The sequence below is a fragment of the Spongiibacter nanhainus genome, from assembly GCF_016132545.1.
In the GTDB taxonomy this organism is placed as follows: domain Bacteria; phylum Pseudomonadota; class Gammaproteobacteria; order Pseudomonadales; family Spongiibacteraceae; genus Spongiibacter; species Spongiibacter nanhainus.
In genome coordinates, this window is the sequence record NZ_CP066167.1 from 1,532,006 (window position 1) to 1,554,454 (window position 22,449).

The 22,449-nt window shown below is 58.1% G+C and carries 21 protein-coding genes; 17 read left to right on the forward strand and 4 right to left on the reverse strand.

What is annotated here, in order from left to right; genetic code table 11:
* Positions 1-148 precede the first annotated feature (148 nt).
* The 17 genes from I6N98_RS06915 (at position 149) to I6N98_RS06995 (ending at position 18,450) form a co-directional block, all read left to right on the forward strand.
* On the forward strand, positions 149-2,170 hold the full coding sequence (locus tag I6N98_RS06915; protein ID WP_198571060.1) for a DNA/RNA helicase domain-containing protein: 2,022 nt from the start codon (positions 149-151) through the stop codon (positions 2,168-2,170).
* 343 nt (positions 2,171-2,513) lie between these two features.
* Positions 2,514-4,106 carry a FadD3 family acyl-CoA ligase gene (locus tag I6N98_RS06920; RefSeq protein ID WP_198571061.1) on the forward strand — a complete coding sequence of 531 codons (1,593 nt, stop codon included), beginning with the start codon at positions 2,514-2,516 and terminating at the stop codon, positions 4,104-4,106.
* 28 nt (positions 4,107-4,134) lie between these two features.
* Positions 4,135-4,638: an Lrp/AsnC family transcriptional regulator gene (locus I6N98_RS06925; RefSeq protein WP_198571062.1), complete on the forward strand. Its 504-nt coding sequence runs from the start codon at positions 4,135-4,137 to the stop codon at positions 4,636-4,638.
* Positions 4,639-4,640: 2 nt separating this feature from the next.
* Positions 4,641-5,129, forward strand: coding sequence for an Lrp/AsnC family transcriptional regulator (locus I6N98_RS06930; protein WP_198571063.1), 489 nt, complete (start codon positions 4,641-4,643; stop codon positions 5,127-5,129).
* 139 nt (positions 5,130-5,268) lie between these two features.
* Positions 5,269-6,144: a CoA transferase subunit A gene (locus I6N98_RS06935; RefSeq protein WP_198571064.1), complete on the forward strand. Its 876-nt coding sequence runs from the start codon at positions 5,269-5,271 to the stop codon at positions 6,142-6,144.
* Positions 6,145-6,173: 29 nt separating this feature from the next.
* Positions 6,174-6,974, forward strand: a complete 801-nt coding sequence (locus I6N98_RS06940; protein ID WP_198571065.1) for a CoA-transferase subunit beta — start codon at positions 6,174-6,176, stop codon at positions 6,972-6,974.
* A complete protein-coding gene (locus I6N98_RS06945) occupies positions 6,975-8,060 on the forward strand; it encodes an NAD(P)H-dependent flavin oxidoreductase (protein ID WP_232787487.1) in 1,086 nt (361 codons plus the stop codon).
* 32 nt (positions 8,061-8,092) lie between these two features.
* Positions 8,093-8,845, forward strand: a complete 753-nt coding sequence (locus I6N98_RS06950; RefSeq protein ID WP_198571066.1) for an enoyl-CoA hydratase family protein — start codon at positions 8,093-8,095, stop codon at positions 8,843-8,845.
* A 67-nt stretch (positions 8,846-8,912) separates the two neighbouring features.
* The gene (locus tag I6N98_RS06955) at positions 8,913-10,085 is read left to right on the forward strand and encodes an acyl-CoA dehydrogenase (protein ID WP_198571067.1); all 1,173 of its coding nucleotides are present in this window, start codon (positions 8,913-8,915) and stop codon (positions 10,083-10,085) included.
* A gap of 2 nt (positions 10,086-10,087) precedes the next feature.
* Positions 10,088-11,134: an acyl-CoA dehydrogenase family protein gene (locus tag I6N98_RS06960; protein ID WP_198571068.1), complete on the forward strand. Its 1,047-nt coding sequence runs from the start codon at positions 10,088-10,090 to the stop codon at positions 11,132-11,134.
* 45 nt (positions 11,135-11,179) lie between these two features.
* The gene (locus I6N98_RS06965; RefSeq protein WP_198571069.1) at positions 11,180-12,328 is read left to right on the forward strand and encodes an acetyl-CoA C-acetyltransferase; all 1,149 of its coding nucleotides are present in this window, start codon (positions 11,180-11,182) and stop codon (positions 12,326-12,328) included.
* A 91-nt stretch (positions 12,329-12,419) separates the two neighbouring features.
* Positions 12,420-13,304, forward strand: a complete 885-nt coding sequence (locus I6N98_RS06970; RefSeq protein ID WP_198571070.1) for an SDR family oxidoreductase — start codon at positions 12,420-12,422, stop codon at positions 13,302-13,304.
* Positions 13,305-13,410: 106 nt separating this feature from the next.
* Positions 13,411-13,965, forward strand: coding sequence for a YfaZ family outer membrane protein (locus I6N98_RS06975; RefSeq protein WP_198571071.1), 555 nt, complete (start codon positions 13,411-13,413; stop codon positions 13,963-13,965).
* A 62-nt stretch (positions 13,966-14,027) separates the two neighbouring features.
* Positions 14,028-15,197 carry an acyl-CoA dehydrogenase family protein gene (locus I6N98_RS06980; RefSeq protein WP_198571072.1) on the forward strand — a complete coding sequence of 390 codons (1,170 nt, stop codon included), beginning with the start codon at positions 14,028-14,030 and terminating at the stop codon, positions 15,195-15,197.
* Positions 15,197-16,381 carry an acyl-CoA dehydrogenase family protein gene (locus I6N98_RS06985; protein ID WP_198571073.1) on the forward strand — a complete coding sequence of 395 codons (1,185 nt, stop codon included), beginning with the start codon at positions 15,197-15,199 and terminating at the stop codon, positions 16,379-16,381. Before I6N98_RS06980 ends, I6N98_RS06985 begins: the two co-directional genes overlap by 1 nt.
* A 34-nt stretch (positions 16,382-16,415) precedes the next feature.
* Positions 16,416-17,207, forward strand: a complete 792-nt coding sequence (locus tag I6N98_RS06990) for an SDR family oxidoreductase (protein ID WP_198571074.1) — start codon at positions 16,416-16,418, stop codon at positions 17,205-17,207.
* Positions 17,208-17,247: 40 nt separating this feature from the next.
* Entirely contained in the window at positions 17,248-18,450 is a 1,203-nt protein-coding gene (locus I6N98_RS06995) for an acetyl-CoA C-acyltransferase (RefSeq protein WP_198571075.1), read from the forward strand.
* A gap of 220 nt (positions 18,451-18,670) precedes the next feature.
* Here I6N98_RS06995 and I6N98_RS07000 read toward each other — a convergent pair whose 3' ends face one another.
* The 4 genes from I6N98_RS07000 to I6N98_RS07015 all read right to left on the reverse strand — a co-directional run bounded on the left by I6N98_RS07000 (position 18,671) and on the right by I6N98_RS07015 (position 22,350).
* Positions 18,671-19,087, reverse strand: a complete 417-nt coding sequence (locus tag I6N98_RS07000; protein ID WP_198571076.1) for a hypothetical protein — start codon at positions 19,085-19,087, stop codon at positions 18,671-18,673.
* On the reverse strand, positions 19,080-20,270 hold the full coding sequence (locus I6N98_RS07005) for a DUF1513 domain-containing protein (protein WP_198571077.1): 1,191 nt from the start codon (positions 20,268-20,270) through the stop codon (positions 19,080-19,082). Before I6N98_RS07005 ends, I6N98_RS07000 begins: the two co-directional genes overlap by 8 nt.
* Positions 20,271-20,336: 66 nt before the next feature.
* Positions 20,337-20,804 carry a DUF411 domain-containing protein gene (locus tag I6N98_RS07010; RefSeq protein WP_232787488.1) on the reverse strand — a complete coding sequence of 156 codons (468 nt, stop codon included), beginning with the start codon at positions 20,802-20,804 and terminating at the stop codon, positions 20,337-20,339.
* 67 nt (positions 20,805-20,871) lie between these two features.
* A complete protein-coding gene (locus I6N98_RS07015; protein ID WP_198571078.1) occupies positions 20,872-22,350 on the reverse strand; it encodes a protein adenylyltransferase SelO in 1,479 nt (492 codons plus the stop codon).
* Between the last annotated feature and the right edge of the window lie 99 nt (positions 22,351-22,449).

Below are 22,449 nucleotides of genomic sequence, written 5' to 3' on the forward strand. Positions count from 1 at the left end.
CTCCAAAGCCTTTGTGCCTCTTCTTCGCCAACCTGCTGAAAGAACCGGGTTTTTTGGGCTTTCCTTCGTTTTTGTTTCCGTGATAGAGCGCCAAAGTGATATATGGCCCTAGTCTTCATAATAAAACTGTTAGGCACCTTGTGCTGATATGACCGCCTATTTCTCTTCCTCAATTAAGACTTTCTGCCATATTACGCCCGACGAAGTCTCTGCCCGGTTGCATGCGAAATATGCAGCTGACGGATTCTCATCACAATATACGACTCAAACCGAAGCCTGGAACAACACTATTCCGAGGCTGCAGGAAGAATTCCGTGCACTCATGCGCGAACATCCAACTGCGTCCAGTTGGAGGGTTCTGCTCGAGTATCCGCTGTATCGATTGCGGCGACGCATTGATGTTTTGGTGCTTACTCCGGCTGCCTTGGTCGTTGTTGAGCTGAAGGTTGGAGAGTCAGAGTTTCGTTCAACCGATCGCCGCCAAGTTGAAGAATATGCCCTCGATCTGAGGGATTTTCATGCGTCTAGTTCAGGCGTCAGTATCGTCCCACTGCTTTGGTGCACGGGCGCAAGCACTACGACATACGCACCCACCACAAAACCTGGAGACGTTGCAGAAGTCGGCCTGGTCGGGAAAACCGGAGTGGCAAGAATTATCGGGCAGATCGGTTTGTCACAACCTGTGATTTCATACGAAATCAATGAATGGGAAACCGGCCAATATCGGCCCGTCCCAACAGTCGTTGATGCGGCAACTACCCTTTTCGCAGGTCATGGGGTACGCGAAATCGCACAAGCTGATGCGACGAATCTGGATGCATCGGCAAATCGCGTTGTGGAGATTATTAAAGAAACACAGAGAAATCGTTCGCGCTCATTAATCTTCCTAGCGGGTGTTCCTGGTTCAGGGAAAACATTGGCAGGATTGCAGGTAGTGCATAACGCCGTAGAGTCGGGGGTAGAGGACCGAGGCGATATTGTTTACTTGTCTGGGAATACGCCATTGGTCGTCGTCCTACGTGAAGCACTGGCTCGTGACGAAGCTGGCCGAAGAAAGGCTCGTGGAGAAAGAGGCCAGCTTGCCGAGGCAAGGAATTCGGTTCGTACTCGCATTCAACACATCATCGATTTTCTGCGGGAATACCTGACTAGCGATGATGGCTCCGCGCCACATGAACATGTCATCGTCTTCGACGAGGCGCAAAGAGCGTGGGACGAAGACTACGGAAAGAAAAAATTCGGGCGTCCATCTTCGGAGCCGCGCTTGCTTCTCGAGATCATGGGGCGGCACCCAGATTGGTGTTCCATCGTGGCGCTTGTTGGTGGGGGGCAGGAGATCAACGCGGGAGAAAACGGGATTGCGGAATGGGGAAAAGCTCTGCGAGAACTCGGCGCAGACGTACTTAAGAGTTGGTCAGTTTACGGCCCGCCGAATTTTGTTGAGGGATCAGAGGCAACGGCAAAGCTTGGGGCCGGTAGCCTTTCAGGTGTTGGAAGCGTCAAAGTTGATCGAGATCTCGAACTTACTGTTCCGCTGAGAAGTTTTCGGTCGCCTTTGCTCAGTCAATGGGTCGCTGCTGTACTGGATGGAGATGCCCCAAGTGCAGCAGGGCTCGCTGAACACCTTGGCGATTACCCAATTTTAGTAGTTCGATCGTTGGACTGTGCCCGCAACTGGCTGAAAGACGCTGCACGTGGTGAGAGAAGATTTGGATTGGTTGCCAGCTCGGGCGCGAGGCGTTTACGGGCTGACGGGCTTGGTGTCACGCTCAATGCAACCGATGGAAGCGCAATCGCTCAGTGGTATCTGAATGGCCGAGGAGATGTTCGTTCTTCTTTTGCGCTCGAAGTCCCGGCAAACGAATACACAACACAGGGGCTTGAACTAGATTTTGTTGGGTTGTGTTGGGGAGGAGATCTCGTATGGGATGGAGATTGCTGGCAGTACCGGCAGTTTCGTGGAAATGACTGGGCTAGCGTTAATGGCGACCGCCAACGATTCGTCGCCAACTCATATCGGGTGCTAATGACCAGGGGGCGCGAAGGGCTGGTGATTTGGGTGCCCGAAGGATCCGAGGAGGACCCTACACGTGAGCCCGAAAACTTGGACTGGACAGCTCGCTTTTTAGTCAGTTGCGGGGCTAAGCAATGCTTAGAAGGAGATGCCTAACAATGCGCTGCAGCGGACGTTTGACCCGTCACCTACTTTGCTGTCGCAAAGCAGGCGTCGCCTTAAGCGCCGCTGAGCTTAGGCGTTGAGCTTGTAGAACTTCTCTGCCGTGAGTGTCGGCTTTGTGTCTTTCTGAGACAGTTACCCCGACCGTAGCAACTGCTTTTGCACAAATAGTGAGAGCCTCCTGCCTTAGCCTCCTTGCTTATTTCCCTCCCTGGAGTGCCATTATTCTTGTTGTTTTGCGTAAAAATCCCTCAAACAGATTACGCAATCTCCTTGTGGCGAGGGGTGGCGGTTTTTAGACTGCCAGTCTCTACAATAATTATTCGGGTGCTGGAGAATGCTGAAAGACGATGTGGGCCAGGGCGCTCTGCCCCTCACTGCGCCGCGGTTGGCGGGCTGGGCTGCCCAGCAATACGGTGACAAACTCGCCATCCGCGATGGCGATCAGGATCTGAGCTATAGCGACCTCAACCAGGCCAGGCGTCAGGCCGGTAAGGCCTTTATGGCGCTGGGTGTGGAAAAGGGCGATAGAGTGGCCATTTGGGCGCCCAACAGTGCCCAGTGGATCGTTGCGGCACTGGGGGCGCAATCTCTGGGCGCTATTGTGGTAACCCTGAATACCCGGCTATCCGGTGCCGAAGCGGCCGATATTCTCAGCCGGGCCGGGGTGTCTTACCTGTTAACCGTGGCCCAGTTGGAGCAGGGCGCTCCCTGTGGGTTGTTGGCAGAGGAATCCCTGCCGGCGCTGAAAGAGACGGTATTGCTGGAGGGCGCGGAAGACGGTGCCCGCAGCTGGCAGGATTTTCTGGCACTGGCTGAGGGGGCCGACTCTGCCGCATTCACCGCCGCCGAGCGGGCAGTACTGCCCAGCGACAGCGCCGATATGCTGTTTACCTCCGGCACTACCGGCAAGGCCAAAGGGGTGCTGTGCAGCCATGAGCAGAACTTCCGGGTATTTGTTACCTGGAGCGATACCGTCGGTCTGCGCAGTGACGACAACTATCTCATCATTAATCCCTTCTTCCACTCCTTTGGCTACAAAGCCGGCTGGCTGGCGGCGCTGATTAAAGGCGCGGCGATCTTCCCCATGGCGCGCTTTGATCGCAGTGCGTTAATGGCTGCCATAGAACAACACCGCATTACCATGCTGCCGGGGGCGCCGTCCCTCTACGATATGATTCTCAATGCCGAGGACCGGGACCAGTACGACCTGTCCAGCCTGCGCCTGGGGGTTACTGGGGCGGCATCGGTGCCGGTGCAGTTGGTCAAGGATATGTCCGAGGTGTTGGGTTTTGAGACTGTGGTCACCGCCTACGGTCTGACCGAGTCCACCGGGGTGGTCACTATCTGCCGTCCCGACGATGATCCCGAGACCATTGCCAATACCAGTGGCCGCGTCATCGACGGTGTGGAGCTGCGCTGCGTTGACCCCGAGAGTGGCAAAGAACGGCCCCGGGGCGAGGCCGGCGAAGTGTGGGTGCGGGGTTACAACGTGATGCAGGGCTACTTCGATATGCCCGACGCCACCGCAGAGGCCATTACCGATGATGGTTGGCTGCGCACCGGTGATATTGGCGTCATGGATGAGCGCGGCTACCTGCGTATTACCGATCGCCTTAAAGACATGTACATCATGAACGGCGAGAACGTCTATCCCGCCGAGGTGGAGCAGTGCCTGCGGCAGTTGCCGGGGGTAGCTCAGGTGGCCGTGGTGGGCATTCCCCATAAGGCCCAGGGCGAAGTCGGCGCAGCCTTTGTGGTCCCGGCGTCCGGTGCCGAGCTGGATGAAGACGCCGTTAAACAGCACGCCAGCAACAATCTGGCCCGCTACAAAGTGCCCAAGCACGTATTTCTGGTGGACAGCCTGCCTCTCAATGCCTCCGGCAAAGTGTTGAAAACGGTCCTGCGCGAGCAGGCCGCTCAGGCCTGATTGCGGGTCGGAACATAAGGAAAGGGATGTGAACAGCAACGCCTTACTACTGGACGACATTGACCAGAGCATTGTGCAGCAACTGCGGCGGGATGGTCGCACACCCTACAAGACTTTGGCCCGCCAGCTGGATCTAACTGAAGCGACGGTGCGGGCGAGAGTGAAGCGGCTGGAGGAATCCGACAGCCTGCGTGTGGTGGCGGTCAGTGACTACGAAGCGGTGGGCTTTGGTGTACTGCTGGCGGTGGGCGTCCAGGTTGAGGGCCGGCCTGCCGAAGACGTGGCGGCGGATCTGGCCGAGCTGGACGCGGTGTTTTCGGTGTGCCAAGTGGTCGGCGCCCGGGATATCGAGACCTTGGCTGTGGCCCGGGATCAGGATGACCTGGCGGCGCTGTTATCACGGCTGGCGGCGGTCCCCGGCGTGCGCAAGCTGGAACCCTCGGTCGCCCTCGACGTGCTGAAAAACCAATCCCACTGGGTGCCCTTTGATCAGCCACTGCCTGTGGTTAACCCGCTCGCCGGGGAGGACTAAGCATGGTGCGGCGCAGTATGGATGAGCTGGACCGGGCCATTATGGAGGCGCTGTCGGTGGATGCCCGCACCAGCAACCGCCGTCTGGCGGCGCAGCTGGACGTGACTGAGGGTACGGTCCGGGCCCGCATCAAACGTATGGAAGACGAGGGCCAAATTCATATCACCGCCCTCACCAATATCGATCTGCTGCGCAATCCCACCCTGGTGTACATCTGGATTGAAGTGGAGCGCAGTGAGCAGAGCGATTCGGTAGCTCGCCAGCTGGCGGCAGTGCCGGAAATCGGTTTTGTCGGCAAGATGCTGGGCCGCTTTGACCTGCTGGCCATCACCCTGGTGCAGAACAATGCCGAGCTGGCGGACTTCCTCCATCGCAACGTCAGCGGGGTGAAGGGAGTGCGCCGCACCGAGTGCTCGCTGGGGGTGAAGTTTGTGAAACACGACTACCGAATGAGCCGAATAGTCCATTCAGAGCAGGTGAGTGAGGGCTAAGTGCGTAATAATTTCGCCCTGAAATTCATGATAGCGATAATTTGAAGAAGTGTTGTCGTCTTAATGCGTAAGTCTTGTTGGGGCCAATGAGCCCGAATGTGGCTGGTGCTGCTAAGGGCGACCGTGGCGAGGAGCATCCGTGAACAAGCAGATTGCACTGGAAAATGTCGTCGACCAACTCTGTGATGGCATGACCATCGGCATTGGTGGCTGGGGGCCGCGGCGCAAGCCGATGGCGTTAATCCGGGAAATCCTGAAGTCCGATCTAAAGGATCTCACCATCGTTGCCTACGGCGGTGCCGACGTGGGCATGCTGTGCGCCGCCGGCAAGGTCAAGAAGGTGATTTTTGCCTTTGTGTCCCTGGACTTTATCCCTCTGGAGCCCTATTTCCGACAGGCCCGCCAGAACGGCGAGGTCGAGGTGATGGAGATTGACGAGGGCATGATGCTGTTGGGCCTGCGGGCGGCAGCCTGGGGCTCCCCCTACATTCCCACCAAGATTGGTTTGGGCACCGACGTGGTCAAACTGAATCCTGAGCTGAAAGTCATCGACAGCCCCTACGACGATAAAGAATGGGTGGCGATGCCAGCACTGAAACTGGATGCGGCCTTGATTCATGTGGATCGCGCCGATCAGCGCGGCGTTTGTCAGATCAAGGGCCCGGATATATACATGGACGACTGGATGGCCCGGGCCGCGGACTTGAGCATCGTCAGCTGCGACGAGCTGGTCGACACCGAGTACTTTGCCCAGGGTGACGAGGCCCGCTATGTATTTTGGGAGCGCACCATGACCGGCAAGGTCGTGCATGTGCCCGGCGGCGCCCATCCCACCTCCTGCAATCCTCTGTACGGCTTTGATGTGCCCCACTTCCAGGAGTACAACGCCAGCGCTAAAGAGGGTGGCTTTGACAGCTACTACAGCAAGTACATTCAAGGGCGCAGCGAAGCCGAGTACCAGTCCGAAGTTGGTGGCCTGGATGCGATTCGCGCACTGCCACTGCCTCAGTATTGATCGGCCAACGCAACTTTAGGGAGACAACCATGGCAAGCCCCGCAAAAGAATACAGCCTGGCCGAGCTGATGATCTGTGCCAACGCCAGCGCCTACGACAACGACGGCGAAGTCCTTGTTACCGGCATCGGCGCGCTGCCCCGCATTGCCGCCAGCCTGGCGATGCTGACCAGCAACACCGATATCATGATGACCGACTCCGAGTCCTGGCTGCTGTCCAAGCCCAATCCCTTAAGCCGCGACGCCGACTACCCGGTTGCCCGGGAAACCTGGATGGGCTTCAGCCGGATCTTCGACAACGTCTGGAGCGGCAAGCGTCACCTCACCGGCGGGCCGACTCAAATCGACCGCTTTGGCCAAGCCAATATTTCTGCATTGGGCAGCGACTACAACAAACCCAAAGTGCAGATGCTGGGTGTGCGTGGCTTCCCCGGTAACTCCATCTGCCACGCCAACAGCTACCTGGTGCCGGCCCACAGCAAGCGGGTATTTGTGGAAGGCGAGTGCGACGTGGTGTGTACCATCGGCTACAACCCGGACCGCCTGCCCAAAGGCTACAGCTTTGACGAGATCGATGTGCGGCAGATCTACACCAATCTCGGTGTGTTTGACTTCCGCGGCCCCAACCGTCAAATGCAGATTGTCAGTTTGCACCCCGGCGTGACCGTCGAAGAGGTTCAGGACAACACCGGCTTCCCCGTTCATGTGCCGGAGAACATTGCCACTACCGCCGCACCCACTGAGGAGCAGCTGGCGGTGATCCAGCAGATCGACCCCAAGAATCTGCGTGCCAAGCAGATTAAGGATAACCCGCCGGGGGTACGTTCTTAAGTGGATACCCTGGATACCCGCATCACCCGCCTATTGGGTTGTCGCTATCCCATTATTCAAACCGCAATGGGATGGGTGGCGGACCCGGCGCTGGTGGCTGCCACTGGCAATGCCGGCGGCTTTGGTTTTTTGGCCGGGGCCACGATTCCGCCGGAGCAGATGGAGGCGGATATCCTTAAGGTCAAGTCCCTGACCGACGCCAATTTTGGCGTGAACTTTCATATGTACCAGCCCAATGCCAAAGACATTGTTGAGCTGGTGATCAAGCACGGCGTTAAGGCGGTGAGTTACTCCCGCTCGCCGGGCAAAGAGATGGTGGCGCGGCTTAAAGACAACGGCGTGGTGTGTATGCCTACGGTGGGTTTGCCCAAGCATGCCATTAAAGCGGTAGAGATGGGCGCCGACGCAGTAACCGTGCAAGGGGGCGAAGGGGGCGGCCACACCGGCGCGGTGCCCACGACTTTGCTATTGCCTCAAGTGGTCGACGCGGTGGGCGACAAAGTTCCGGTGCTGGGCGCCGGTGGCTTTAAAGATGGTCGCGGATTGGTGGCGGCATTGGCCTTTGGCGCCGACGGTATCGCCATGGGTACGCGCTTTTTGTTGACCAAAGAAAGCCCGGTCCCCGAGCAAACCAAGGCCCGCTATCTGAGCTGCAATAACCCGGCGGATATCGTGCGGTCCGAGGCGCTAGACGGTTTGCCCCAGCGCATGATTCTCAACGATTTTCTCGCCGAGTTGGAGAAATCCGGCCCCCTTAAAAAGCTGCTGATTGCCCTGCGCAATGGCCTGGCCTTTCGGCAATTTACCGGTGCCAGTTTGCCGAGCCTGGTGAAGTCGGCATTGGCGATGAGTCGCAGCGGCGATCTGACCCTGGCGCAAGCCATGATGTCGGCCAACGCGCCGATGATTATTCAAAAAGCGATGGTGGAAGGGCAGCCGGACATCGGCGTATTGCCCTCCGGCCAAGTGGCCGGCGTCATCGATACCTTACTGAGTTGCGATGAGCTGATCGCCGCTATTGTCACCGAAGCCAACCGTCGTTTGGACAGCTTGCAGAACGTGCGAGCGGGCCAAGGCAACGACTAACACAGCGAAAATAACAGAGACGAGCCACTGCTATGACACTGCCATTTAACACTCAGGTTAACGACGGAATCGCCGAGATGGTGTTTAACCACCCGCCGGTGAACGCCTTCAATAGTGAAGGGTGGCTGGCGATTGCCGCCGAGTTAAACCGGCTGGGCGAGGACGACGCAGTCCGGGCAATTATTATCGCCGCCGAAGGCAAAGGCTTCTGCGCGGGCGTGGATATCAAAGAGCTGGCCACCAACCCGTCGATGATTACCCGGGTTAACAAGGGTAACTACGATACCTTCAAGGCGATTCACCGCAATTCCAAGCCTGTGATTGTGGCCGTTCATGGCTTTGTGCTGGGCGGTGGTATCGGCATCAGCGGAGCTGCCGATATCGTGGTGGCCTCGGAGTGCGCCACCTTTGCGGTGCCGGAAGTGGACCGGGGCGCCATGGGCGGTGGTGCTCACTTGCAGCGCTTGTTCCCAGTGCAGAAAGTTCGCTACATGTATTTCACCGGTGAACCTATCGACGCCCAGGAAGCGTATCGACTTGGCGCAATAGAAAAAGTCGTGCCCAGAGATCAGTTGCTGGATGCCGCCCGGGACATCGCCGCCAAGATCGCCGCCAAGTCGCCCCGCATGGTGCAGTTGGCCAAGGAATCCCTTAACGGCATTGAGGACGGCAACCTCGAGGATAAATATCGCTGGGAGCAGGGCTTTACCCAGGAGGCCTACGCCGATCCCGACTCCCAAGAGGCGAAGGATGCCTTTGTTGAAAAACGCGACGCCAAATTTTGAGCGCACAACAACACTAGGTTTTAACCAACGAGTCTCTCACCAACGAGCCCGTAACAACTGAGCCCTTATGGAACTGACTTATACCGAAGAACAGCAGGCCTTTCGCCAGGAAATACGTACCTGGTTAAAAGCTAACGTGCCCAGTGAGCCGCTGAAATCCTTTGATACTGAAGAGGGCTTTCAACAGCACAGAGAGTGGGAAGCCAAACTCTATGAAGGCCGCTGGGGCATGATCACCTGGCCGGAAGAAATGGGCGGCCGCGGCGCCGACCTGTTGCAGTGGCTGATTTTTGAAGAGGAATACTACGCTGCCAGAGCGCCGCTGCGGGTCAATCAAAACGGCATCTTTTTGCTGGGCCCAACGCTGATGGAGTACGGCACCGAGGAGCAGAAAAAACGCTTTCTCAATGGCATGGCCACCGGCAAAGACATTTGGTGCCAGGGCTGGTCCGAGCCCAATGCCGGTTCCGATATGGCGGCCATCCGCTCCCGGGCCGACCTCAGCGAAGACGGTAGCCACTACATTATCAATGGCCAAAAAACCTGGTCGACCCGCGCGGTGTGGGCGGACTGGTGTTTTGGCATGTTCCGCACTGATCCCGAGTCCAGCCGCCACAAGGGACTGACTTTTATTCTGGTGCCCCTGGATAGCGAGGGCATTACGGTTCGTCCCATTCCGCAATTGGATGGCTTGCCGGGCTTTGCCGAGATCTTTTTCGACAACGTTAAAGTGCCAGTGGATTGCCGCTTGGGTGGCGAAGGGGAAGGCTGGTCGGTGGCCATGGCCACAGCGGGCTTTGAACGGGGTTTGATGCTGCGTTCACCGGCGCGCTTTCAGGAGACGGCCAAGCGTTTGGTTGAGCTATACAAAGCCAATCGGGAAGAGGCCGATCAAGATCCGGCCATTCGGGATGCTGTGATCCGTGCCTATCTGGATGCCGAGGCTTATGCCTTAACCACTTATCAAACCGCCTGCCGCTTGATGCAGGGCGGCAAGATTGGCGCCGAGGCCTCCACTAACAAAATTTTCTGGTCTGAGCTGGATCAGCGGATGCACGCCACGGCGTTGAAAATTCTCGGCGCCCGGGCCGAGTTGCTTCCCCATGCGCCCAATGCCGGCGACGTTGGCACCTGGTTGGACGGCTGGCTGTTCTCCCAGTCCGGACCGATCTACGCCGGGACCAATGAAATCCAGCGGAACATCATTGCCGAGCGTCTGCTTGGCATGCCGAGGAAATAACCATGGATTTTACCTTTAGCGAAGACCAGCTCCTGTTCCAGGAAACCGTGGCCGACTTTCTGCGCAAGGAGCATACCCCGGAGCGGATACGCCGCAGCTGGGAGGCGGGCAGTGAGGCGGACTCGCTGTGGCCCCAGTTTGTGGAAATGGGGCTGACCGCGCTAACCGTGCCGGAACAATTCGGCGGCATGGGCATGTCAGTACTGGACTTTGTGCTGCTGGCCCAGGAGGCCGGCTATGTCGCCCTGGCAGAGCCCTTAGTGCACAACGCGGTGGTGGCAACACCGCTGATCACCGCCATCGGTGGTGAATTGGCAGAGCAGGTATTGCCCAGCATCGCCAGCGGTGAGGCCAAAGTGGCGGTGGGCTTATCCGCCAATGGTCTGGTTGAACAGGCCGACAGTGCCACGCTGTTAATCATGGAGCGCGATGGCAAGTTGTATGCCCTGTCGCCTGAGTCGGCAAGCCTGACTGCCAATCCCTCGGTGGATCCAGGCCGCAAACTGTTCAGCGTGGAATTTGATGCCGCGTCGGTAAACTGCCTTGCCGACGGCGCCCGAGCCGCTGAGCTGATTGAACTGGCGTTTAATCACGGTGCACTGGCCAATGCTGCTCAAGCCCTGGGGCTGGCCCAGCGCATGGTCGACTTGTCAGTGGCCTATACCAGTGAGCGCAAGCAATTTGGTGCACCCATCGGCAGCTTTCAGGCCGTGAAACACCACATGGCCAATGTTGCCTACCAGTTGGAATATGCCCGCACTCCAGTGTATCGGGCGGCCTATAGCTTGAGCACCGCTCATCCTAGATCTGCCGAGCATGTTAGCCACGCCAAATTAGTGGCCTGTGAGGTGGCTGAGTTAGCTGCCAAGAACAGTATTCAGGTACACGGCGCCATGGGCTACACCTGGGAAGTAGACCTGCATATTTTTATGAAGCGGGCCTGGGCACTGGCCGGCAGTTACGGCAGCGCGGGCCTGCATAAAGGCCGCGTTGCCGAAGCCATGTTAAGCGATGACGCCATCTTGGGCGCCGCCGGGACCTTCGCCTAACAGTCTGTTAAGTGGGTCAACACCGATAACGAGAGAGGACGAACAATGCCTGAAGCCTACATAGTGGATGCCCTGCGCAGCCCCACCGGCAAACGCAAGGGGGGCCTGGCCCATATACACGGTGCCGATCTGGGTGCCCACGTGCTCAAGTCGCTGGTGGAGCGCAATGGCATTCCCGACGCCGATTACGACGACGTGATCTTCGGTTGCGTTGATGCCATTGGTCCTCTGGCTGGGGACATCGCCCGCAGCTGCTGGCTGGCGGCTGGACTGGACGAGAGCGTGCCCGGTGTGACCATTGATCGCCAGTGTGGCTCCTCGCAACAGGCGGTGCACTTTGCCGCCCAAGCGGTGATGTCCGGTACCAGCGATGTGGTGGTGGCCGGTGGTGTACAGACCATGACTCAGATTCCTATCTCCTCGGCCATGACCGCTGCCGAGCCGCTGGGCTTCACTGATCCTTTTTCTGGCTCTGAAGGCTGGGTGGCGCGCTACGGTAGTGAGCCGCCAACACAGTTTAAGTCGGCGCAGATGATTGCCGATCACTGGGGCCTCAGCCGCAAAGATTTGGAAGTCTTTGCCCTGGAGTCAAATACCCGTGCCCTGAAGGCGATTGAAGAAGGGCGCTTTGAGCGGGAGATTGTGCCGCTGGCCGGAGTCACTACTGACGAAACCCCTCGGCAGTCCAGCCTGGAGAAAATGGCGGAGCTGGATTACCTGTTCGGCTGCGACAAAGTCACTGCCGCCGTGTCCAGTCAAACCTGTGACGGTGCCAGCGCCATGCTGGTGGTCAGCGAAGACGCCCTCAAGCGCTACAACCTGACGCCACGGGCGCGGGTTCACCATATCAGCGTGCGCGCCGCCGATCCCATTTGGATGCTGACCGCGCCGATCCCCGCCACCGAGTACGCCTTGAAAAAGGCCGGTATGAGTTTGGCGGATATTGATCTGGTGGAAATCAACGAGGCCTTTGCCTCGGTCGTCATGGCCTGGCTCAAAGAGACCGGCTTCGACCACGCCAAAACCAACGTCAACGGTGGCGCCATTGCTTTGGGACATCCGCTGGGCGCTACTGGCACCAAACTGATGACGACCCTGTTGCACGAACTGGAGCGCACCGGCGGTCGCTATGGCCTGCAAACCATGTGCGAGGGCGGCGGTCAGGCCAACGTGACGATTATCGAGCGGCTATAAACCACCCGAGCCAAGGTATCGGCAACAGAGCCAGCGAACGAACTAGCGAAAGAACCAGCGAAAGATTCATAGAGAGTATCGAGAGAGCACTATGCCTATTTGCCAAGACAGAGTTGTGATTATCACCGGCGCCGGTGGCGGCCTCGGTGCGGCCCATGCCCGCAGTTTTGCTGCCGAGGGCGCTTCCGTGGTGGTCAACGACATCAATCGCGATGCCGCCCAGGCGGTGGTGGATGAGATTGTCGCCGCCGGTGGCAAGGCCATCGTCAACACCTCGGATATCACCAACTACCAGGACAGTCTCAACGCCGTAAAAGAGGCCATCGATGCCTTTGGTGACCTGCATGTGGTGCTGAACAATGCCGGTATCAACCGCGACCGCATGTTTGCCTCCATGACCGAAGATGAGTGGGACGCCATTATGGCGGTTCACCTCAAGGGCCATTTCTGCATCAGCTCCCATGCCGTGCACTACTGGCGGGGTCAGTCCAAAGAAGGCAAGGCAGTGGATGCCCGTATCCTCAATACCACCTCTGGCGCCGGTTTACAGGGCAGCATTGGCCAGTCCAATTACGCGGCGGCAAAAGCGGGTATCGCAGCACTGACCCTGAACCAGGCTGCTGAGCTGGCCCGCTATGGCATCACCGCCAACGCGGTAGCACCCGCCGCTCGCACCAATATGACCACTGCGGTACCGGCCATGGCCGAGCGCATGGCCAAGCCCGACGACGGCAGCTTTGATTATTTTGCGCCGGAGAATGTTTCTTCGCTGCTGGTTTGGCTGGGCAGTGCCGAGTCCAGCCATGTTACCGGACGGGTATTCGAGGCCGAAGGCGGCAAAATCTCCCTGGCCGATGGCTGGCGTCTGGGGCCCGAGCTGGACAAGGGCGCCCGCTGGGAGCCCGCTGAGTTGAAGGCGGCAGTGGATGAGCTAATTGCTAAGGCGGTACCGCCGCAGAAAGTGTATGGTACGTGATTTCTCGCTGCGGTGAGCAGGGAACCCAAGGCCGGTATGGGGCATCAAAGCTTCGATACCGGGCGCGGGTCTGCGCTTCGCAGCAATCTCTATGGAGGAATCACTAATGAAAAAAACATCCACAGTGAAGCAGTGTGTGCTGGCAGCAACACTGGTGAGTGCGACGGCTGCCGCCAACGCGGGGGGCATTGGCTTTCGCTTTGGTGACGACATCTTTGGTTTGTCGATCGCCGGCGATCTGAACAGCCAAACCAGTGCTCAGGTTGATTGGCTGCATCACGACGACGATGCCGATCTTCTCACTGCGGGTTTATTTGCCAATGGCAGCCGCGGTTCAGTACAGGGTCGCCTGGGGGCAAAAATTGTTGGTATTACGGCAGATGACCCGGATTTTGACGGCGGCGCTCTGGCCCTTGGCGGTGATGTAAGCCTGCCATTAAACGACGTGCTGCGCTTGCGCGCTGGGCTGTACCTGGCACCGGATGTGACCAGCTTTAACGATGTAAAGGAATACCAGGAGTGGAATGCCGGGGTGGAAGTCGCGGTGTTTCAGAACTCGGCACTGCAATTCGGCTATAGCTATATTGAGCTGGAAGCCGAAGGCGGTGGCGAAATTGAATTTGAAGACGGCGTCTTCGTCCGCATGCAGTTGCGCTTGTAACCCCGCGGTTACCCAAGAGCTCAACTGACAACCGGAAGGCGGCGCCGTGACTCGGAGAGCGTATGCAATTTGCGTTTACCGACGAACAGCAGATGATCTGCGATACCGCGTCGGCCTTTCTCACTACACACTCCACCAGCGAGGCGGTGCGAGCCGCCATGCTCAGTGATGCCGGCTACACGCCGGAGATGTGGCAGCGCATCACCGGCGAAATGGTCTGGCAGGCTCTGCATATTCCCGAATCCTGCGAAGGCATGGGACTGGGCTACGTGGAGCTGGCGGCGCTGTTTGAGCAGTGTGGCCGCCATCTGCTGTGTGCGCCTTTCTTCTCCACCGTCGCCCTGGGTATCAACACCTTGCTGTTGTGCGCCAGTGATGATCAACGTGCCGAGCATTTACCGACGCTGGCCGCTGGCACCACGGCGACCCTGGCCCTCGGCGTAGCAGACTGCCAAGCCCCGGCAGACTTGCCAGGCAAGGTAAGGTCCACTGCCGACGGTATTGTGATCAACGGCGAGTATCGCTTTGTGGTGGACGGCCACAGTGCAGAAACGCTACTGCTGGTGGCGGTCGATGAACAGGGCGAGGTCGGGGTGTTTGTGACTCCCGGTGATGCCGCCGGTATTAGCCGCGCTACTGTGCCCACCCTAGATCAGACTCGCCGTATGGCGACGGTGACCGTGACTGATTTAGGCCTTCCAGCCTCGTCCCGGCTAAACAACAGCAACTGGGGACAGCTGCAAAAAGTGCTGGACCTGGCCCGTATCGCTCTGGCCGCCGAGCAGGCCGGCATCGCTCAGGCAGTGCTGGATGACGCGGTGGCCTACAGCCAGGAGCGCCAACAGTTTAATCGCCCCATTGCCAGCTTCCAGGCCATCAAACACAAAGCCGCTGACATGATGCTGCGCAGTGAAGTGGCCCGCTCGGCAATTTACTACGCTGCCTGTATTGCCGATGAAGCGCTCAGCGGTGGTGAGCTGGCTGGCGAACTTGCAGAAGCGGCCAGTATCGCCAAGGCCTGGTGTAACGAAGCGGCCTTTGAAAATGCGGCCGAGGCCTTGCAGATTCACGGCGGGGTCGGCTTTACCTGGGAGTACGACATTCACCTGTATTTTAAGCGGGCCAAAGCCAGCCAAAGTTTGCTGGGCAGTAGTGATCGCCATCGGGAACAGATCGCCGGTCTGTTGTTGGGGAATCCCAGCCTTACCGCTAGCAGTGGGGAGGAGGCGTAATGAAACTGACCTTTGAAGCTAAAGACGAAGCCTTCCGTACCGAGATTGCCGGCTGGTTGGCAGACAACCTCACTGGCGAATTTGAGCAACTCAAGTTTCGCGGTGGCCCCGGGGATGAGCACATGTTCCCCGAAGAGCGAAAGCGCTGGGAACAAAAACTCGCCGAAGGTGGCTGGACCTGTGTGGCCTGGCCCAAGCGCTACGGCGGAAGGGAACTGTCCATCGAGCAGCAGGTTATTTTCTACGAAGAGTACGCCCGCGCTGGCGCACCGGGGCGGATGGGGCATATCGGCGACGGCCTGGCCGGCCCCACCATCATTGCCTACGGCAGCGACCATCAAAAAGAGAAGTACCTGCCCGGTATTCTCGCTGGCACTGAATTCTGGTGTCAGGGCTATTCTGAGCCTGGTGCCGGCTCCGATCTCGCCAATGTTAAAACCAAAGCCCGCTTCGACGAAGCTCGGGGCAAATGGATATTGAACGGACAAAAAGTGTGGACTTCATTGGCTCACGAGTCCGACTACTGTTTTGTAATTGCCCGCACCGACCCAGATTCCGTGGCCCACAAGGGCCTGGGTTTTTTCCTGATCAAAATGGATCAGCCCGGCATTACCGTGCGACCGATTGAGCAACTTACCGGCACCTCGGAATTTAACGAGGTGTTTTTCGACGACGCCGAGTGCGATGCTGAAGACATCGTCGGCGAGCCCGGTGAGGGTTGGAAGGTCGCCATGGGCCTGCTGGGCTATGAGCGGGGTGTCTCTACCCTGGGCCAGCAGATGGCCTTTCAAAATGAACTGAACGATGTGATCGCCCTGGCTAAAGATAATGGCGCCGCCAGCGACCCGATGATTCGCCAGCGTATTGCCCAGGCCCATATCGGCCTAAAGCTAATGCGCTATAACAGTATGCGGATGCTATCTGGGGACAACAGCACTCTGCAAAAAGAGGCGCTGATTTACAAATTGTTCTGGGCTACCTGGCACCGGGATTTGGGCGAACTGGCCATGGATGTAATGGGGGCAGAGGCCAACGTGCTCGACGCGGCGCCCTACGAATTGAACCGTCTGCAATCCATGTTTTTGTTTACCCGCTCCGACACCATTTACGGTGGCACCAACGAGATACAGAAGAACATTATTGCCGAGCGCGGTTTGGGTATGCCCAAGGAGCCTCGGCGATAAGGCCGAGCACAACACTTTTTTAATTGGAAGCAATATGAATATTCACCAGCCACAATATGTTCAAGGCCATAACCTGCTGAAGGATAAAACGGTGTTGGTCACCGCTGCCGCCGGTGCTGGCATTGGTTTTTCCGCCGCCAAGCGCTGCGTTGAAGAGGGCTGCCGGGCCATCGTGATCAGCGATATCCACGAAGGCCGGCTGGAAAAATCCGTTCAAGCTTTGAAAGATGAAACAGGTTTGGACGCCGTCTACGGTCAGATTTGCAACGTCGCTGAGGAAGCCGACGTACAATCGTTGACTGCCTTTGCAGAAGAAAAAACCGGCGGCATCGACGTGCTGATTAACAACGCCGGCCTGGGTACCACCAAGGCGCTGATCGATATGGAAGACGGTGAGTGGTTTAAGGTGATCGACGTGACCTTAAACGGGACCATGCGCATGACCCGGGCAATGATGAAAACCATGAAGGCCAGAGGGCAGGGCGGGGTGATCGTCAACAATGCCTCTGTGCTGGGCTGGCGTGCACAAAAAGAACAGGCCCACTATGCCGCGGCCAAGGCCGGGGTAATGGCATTGACCCGCTGCGCGGCCTTGGAAGCTGCCGAATTTGGTGTTCGTATTAATGCCGTCTCGCCATCACTGGCGGTGCACGACATGCTGAAGAAATCTGCCCCCGAGGATTTATTGGCCGAGCTAGAGGGTCGTGAGGCCTACGGCCGTGGCGCCGAAGTGTGGGAGGTCGCCAACGTCATGGTCTTCCTGGCTTCCGACTACTCCAGTTACATGACCGGCGAGATTGTCAGCTGTTCGTCGCAGCGTTCTTAGGCAATTCTCAAACACGCACTGATAACAACAGGATCTCATTATGAAAGACGCCGTAATCGTTTCTACAGCCCGCACCGGGATGGCTAAATCCTTCCGCGGCGCACTGAATGACACCGAAGCTCCAGCCATGGGTGGCCATGTGGTCAAGGCTGCCGTTGAGCGCGCTGGCGTCGATCCCTCGCAAATCGACGACGTCATCATGGGCGCCGCTGCCCAACAGGGTACGCAAGCCTATAACCTGGGGCGCCTGTGTTCGGTTGCTGCCGGCTTGCCGGCGTCGGTGGCAGGCATGACCATGGACCGCCAGTGCAGCTCCGGCCTGATGACTATTGCCTGGGCCGCCAAGTCGGTGATGTGTAACGAGATGGATATTGCCGTCGCCGGTGGTCTGGAGTCGATCTCCCTGGTGCAAACCAAGCACAAAAACAGCTACCGCAACGTCTCCAAGGCCGTGACCGATATTGATCCCACGGCTTACATCCCCATGATCGAAACCGCCGAAGTGGTCTCCGAGCGCTACGGCATCAGCCGGGAAGTGCAAGACGCCTACGCCCTGCAGAGCCAGCAACGGGTAGCCGCAGCCCAGCAGGCCGGCCTGTTTGCCGATGAGATCGCGCCCTTTGCCACCACCATGTCGGTGTTCAACAAAGAGACCAAAGAGAGCCACACCCAGGCGGTGACACTGGATAAGGACGAGTGCAACCGCCCGTCCACCACCCTGGAGAGTTTGGCAAGCCTGGACCCAGTGTGGAAGGACGGTCAGTGGGTTAAGGAAGGGCGCTTCATTACCGCCGGTAACGCCTCGCAACTGGCTGACGGCGCCTCCGCCTGCGTGGTCATGGACGGCAAGCTGGCCGAGCAGCAGGGCCTGAGCCCGCTGGGCGCCTATCGTGGCCTGGCTGTTGCCGGTTGCAAGGCCGACGAGATGGGCATCGGCCCGGTGTTCGCGATCCCCAAACTGCTTAAGCGTCACGGCCTCAGCGTTGATGACATTGGTCTGTGGGAGCTTAACGAAGCCTTCGCCTGCCAGGTGGTCTACTGCCGCGATCAGTTGGGCATCGACAACGACAAACTCAATGTTAACGGCGGCGGTATCTCCATTGGCCACCCCTTCGGCATGAGCGGTGCCCGTCTGGTGGGCCATGCCCTGCTGGAAGGCAAACGTCGTGGAGTGAAGTACGCGGTGGTCACCATGTGTATTGGTGGTGGTCAGGGCGCGGCGGCTTTGTTTGAGGTATTTTAAGCGGAGCCAACTTAGCCCTCATATGCATATAACGGTTGTTTACGTTCTTGGGTCGTGAGCAACCGTTTCGACGCCTCGTGAGCTATCGCTCTGCTAATAAAGTAGGATTTATACGAGCAAGGCTTCGGGATGTGTGAGGCCCTGTACAAAGCCAAGAAAAGTGCACATTTTTGAGTCCGCCGCGCGTTTTTAGTGATGGCTGGTAATAGTAATTTTTGAATCACCGTTCGGTAAAGCCAACCTCATTCGGAACATACTTGTTAAAATCTCGCAGCCACGGCAGAACTACTTCTTGAGTTTCTGAGTTTGATTTTGTGAATAATATTCTGGCCAGTTCATGCGACGGGTAAAACTCAACAATTGATATTTCCGACCACGGCAGAAGGATTTTATCAAAGTAAGGAGCCATCTTGTTGAATATAATAACTCCGCTGTCTGAGGCTCCGATAATTGACCGAAAAATCAAATTTTCAGTATATAGCCTGCCGTAAATACGCTCAGTGATCTTTGGAGTTGCATTGGATTCAAAGCCGCCGAATGCGGACACCCAAGTTTTGAATGCTGGCTTTCTAATATAGTTAAACGCGGCGACTAGAGTCGCCAAAGCGATTACGATTCCGAAAAATAATTCAGCCATTTATCGGTTTATGTTCGCCCAGTTGCGTCACAACCATATGATTATCCCAATGCAGCCCCGCCGCATTAACCCGCTGCTCGCGCTGTTCTTGCAGCGTACTGCTGTCCAGCACCCGCATTTGTCCGCTGGAGCTGGAGAGGATAAATCGCGATTGGCTGGGATCGGTTGCCAGGCCGCATACGTCCCGCATGCTGTGTTGGCCAACGAACTCACCGCTGTCGATATCCCAGAACACAGCCAGGTTGCCTCTTGGGCTGGTAAAGCCGACCCGGCGGCTGGTGTTGCTGATTGCCACGCTGCCCATATAGTCCTGCAGTCTTGCTAGCACTGGCTGGGGCTCGTGAAGGGCTCGGGCCGGTTCGCCGCGACGGTGGGTGATGGCCAGGGGCACCAAGTCGGTGTGATGGGTGGCTTCGCGCTGTACCTGAATCGCCACTGCTACGGTGCCGTCGTTAGCCACATCCAGGTGGCGGAGGCTGGCTTTGGGCTCAGCCACACGCACTTGGTCAACCAGTTCGCCGCTGTGCGTATCAATGTACACCAGTGAGGAATCCATGGTGTCCAGGTTCAATACCCGGCGACCGGTATCCGGTCGGGTTAGCAGGCCGCCGTTGGCGACGACCAGGGTTTTGCCGTCCGGCATCAGTCGCAGTTCGTGGGGGCCCACGCCGTAACTGTCGTATTCGCCCAGCAGTTGGTAGGTGTCGGCATCGCGGATTCCGATTTTGCCGACGCCGCCTTCAATATCGGCTTCTGTGGTAAACAACACTTTGCCGTCGGCACTAAAACATCCATGACCATAGAGGTGCCGGCCTTGGGCGCAGTGAAACTGGTTGACTAACTCGCCGCTGGCCAAGTCGACTTCGATACCCATGTAGCCGGGGCGGCGGGCAAAGAGCAGGGCGGAGTTGAGCCGCGTGGGATGCAACGCGGCGCCGTGGCCCCGGAAGTCGGTGGGAACGTGGCCATCAACGTGCCCAGCTCGATTGTGCCAAGCGGCGCCAAAACCGTCGTTGCCGACAATGGCCGCCGAGAACCATACCTCGCCGGGCTCGGCGCTTTGCCGATCGGCAGAAAAGAGATTCTTGCCGGTTACCGCCGCGAGGGGCAGCAGCCCGGCTGCGGCCAGTCCGGCAAGGATGCTGCGGCGATGCAAGAGACGGGAAGGCGTGTGCTGGGTCATAGTGGTTGAACCGTGCTTTTACAAATCCCACTGCGTTGAACCGGGAACACCGCAGTTGAGACGCAATCAGTGTGAATGGGTGTCGTTTTGTGGATGGCGACTAAACACCTCGCTGCTGCCATTGCGCTTGAGGAGTAGCACGGAGTAGTTGTCTACTCGGTCTCCCATCTCCATGCCAGGGGAGCCCACCGGCATGCCGGGCACAGTTAAACCCAGCGCGTCGGGTTTTTCCGCCAATAGGCGTTTGACGTCGGCGGCGGGCACGTGACCTTCAATTACGTAATCACCCACGGTGGCGGTGTGGCAGCTGGCGTAGCGGGGCGCAATGCCCAGGGCGGCTTTAACGGTGTGCATATCGTTGCGGTTTCGCGCTTCTACTTCAAAGCCTTTGTCGCGCAGATGCTCGACCCATTCAGTGCAGCAGCCGCAGGTGGGCGATTTGCTGACGCGAATCAGGGTGTCGGCGGTGGCGGAAGTGGCCAGCAGTGCAAGGATCAGTGGCAGGCTGAATCGGAGTTGTTGTAACAATTTCACGGTAGTCTCCCGGTTGGTGGCGGCTGAGTATACTGCCACTGAACTACGTTATAGCAAACGGTCTAGTTCAGGTGCCGCAAAAAGTCTGCTGCACCCGCTGCTGGGGCTCCGGCGGCCGTGCGTAGTGCATGTCTTGCTGCTCGTCGCTGGCAGTCACCTCGTCGACCAGACGGTGAAAAGGGGTAAAGTCCGCGCCCTGGATGGCGGCGGTGATCACTTCCTCGACCCGGTGGTTGCGGGGTATCACCAGTGGGTTGGCGCGGCGCATTTGCCCTTGTACCTGGTCGGCGGGACGTTTGTCCTGAGCGAGTCGCGCCTGCCAGCGGTTCAGCCAGTCGGAGTAGGCATCGCTGAATTCAAACAGCTCGGCAACACTGCGGTTAGCGGGGTAAGACTCATCGGCCAGTTCGGTAAGGCGACGAAAGGCCAGGGTAAAATCGGCATTGTTGTCGCTGAGTAAGTCGAGAAAAGCCTCATACAAATCCTGATCATCTTCGCTGCAGTGCGCCAGCCCTAACTTGTCGGCCATACGTTTGCGGTAGGCGACAAAAAATCTATCGGGAAAGCTGTTGAGGGCGTCCTGGGCTTCTTCCACTGCGGCCTCTTCGTTGTCGTCAATGATAGGCAGCAGCGCCTGGGCCAGTTGTGCCAGGTTCCAGTGCGCCACTGCGGGTTGGTTCCCGAAGGCATAGCGGCCTTGCTGATCGATGGAGCTAAATACGGTGCCGGGGTGGTAGTCGTCCATAAAGGCGCAGGGACCGTAGTCGATAGTCTCACCGCTGAGCAGCATGTTGTCGGTGTTCATCACGCCGTGAATAAAGCCCAGGCTTTGCCAGTGAGCGACCAGTTCGGCCTGGCTTTGCATCACCGCGACAAGCAGGCTCACTATCGGCTTATCGCTGTTGGCCGCCTCGGGGTAGTGACGTTGGATCACATGCTCGGCCAGCGTACGCAGAGCATCGGTGTCGCGCTGCGCGGCAAAAAACTGCATGGTGCCAACGCGGATGTGGCTTTTAGCTACCCGGCACAGCACCGCCCCGGGCAAAGGTCGCTCCCGGTATACGCTTTCACCGGTATACACCGCTCCCAACGCCCGGGTGGTGGGCACGCCCAGTGCGTACATGGCCTCGCTGATGATGTATTCCCGAAGCACCGGCCCCAGGGGAGATTTGCCGTCGCCGCCCCGTGAGTAAGGGGTTCGCCCCGAGCCTTTCAGTTGTAAGTCAAAACGTTGGCCATGGCGGTCGATCAGCTCGCCCAGCAGCAGCGCACGGCCGTCTCCCAGTTGTGGGTTGTAACTGCCGAACTGGTGGCCGGCGTAGACGGTGGCAATGGGGTCGGCCCCTGGGGGAGTGCTGTTGCCCGCCAGCAACGCTACGCCTTCCTCCGAGGCCAGCCAATCGGGATCGAAGCCTAGCTGCTCTGCCAATGGTCGGTTAATGCGGATCAAACCCGGTGCCGGTACCTGCTCCGGCTGTTGCCGGTGGTATAGGTGTTCCGGCAAACGGGCATAGCTGTTGTCAAAGCGAAGTGTGGCTGCGCTCATGGTGGCGACCGCCTGTGTTGGTTCGTGAGTGTGTTGGCCTGTGAACAGGCCGATATTGGTATCGCTTTCTCAATTGTACAGAATCTTGCAGTGTGGCGC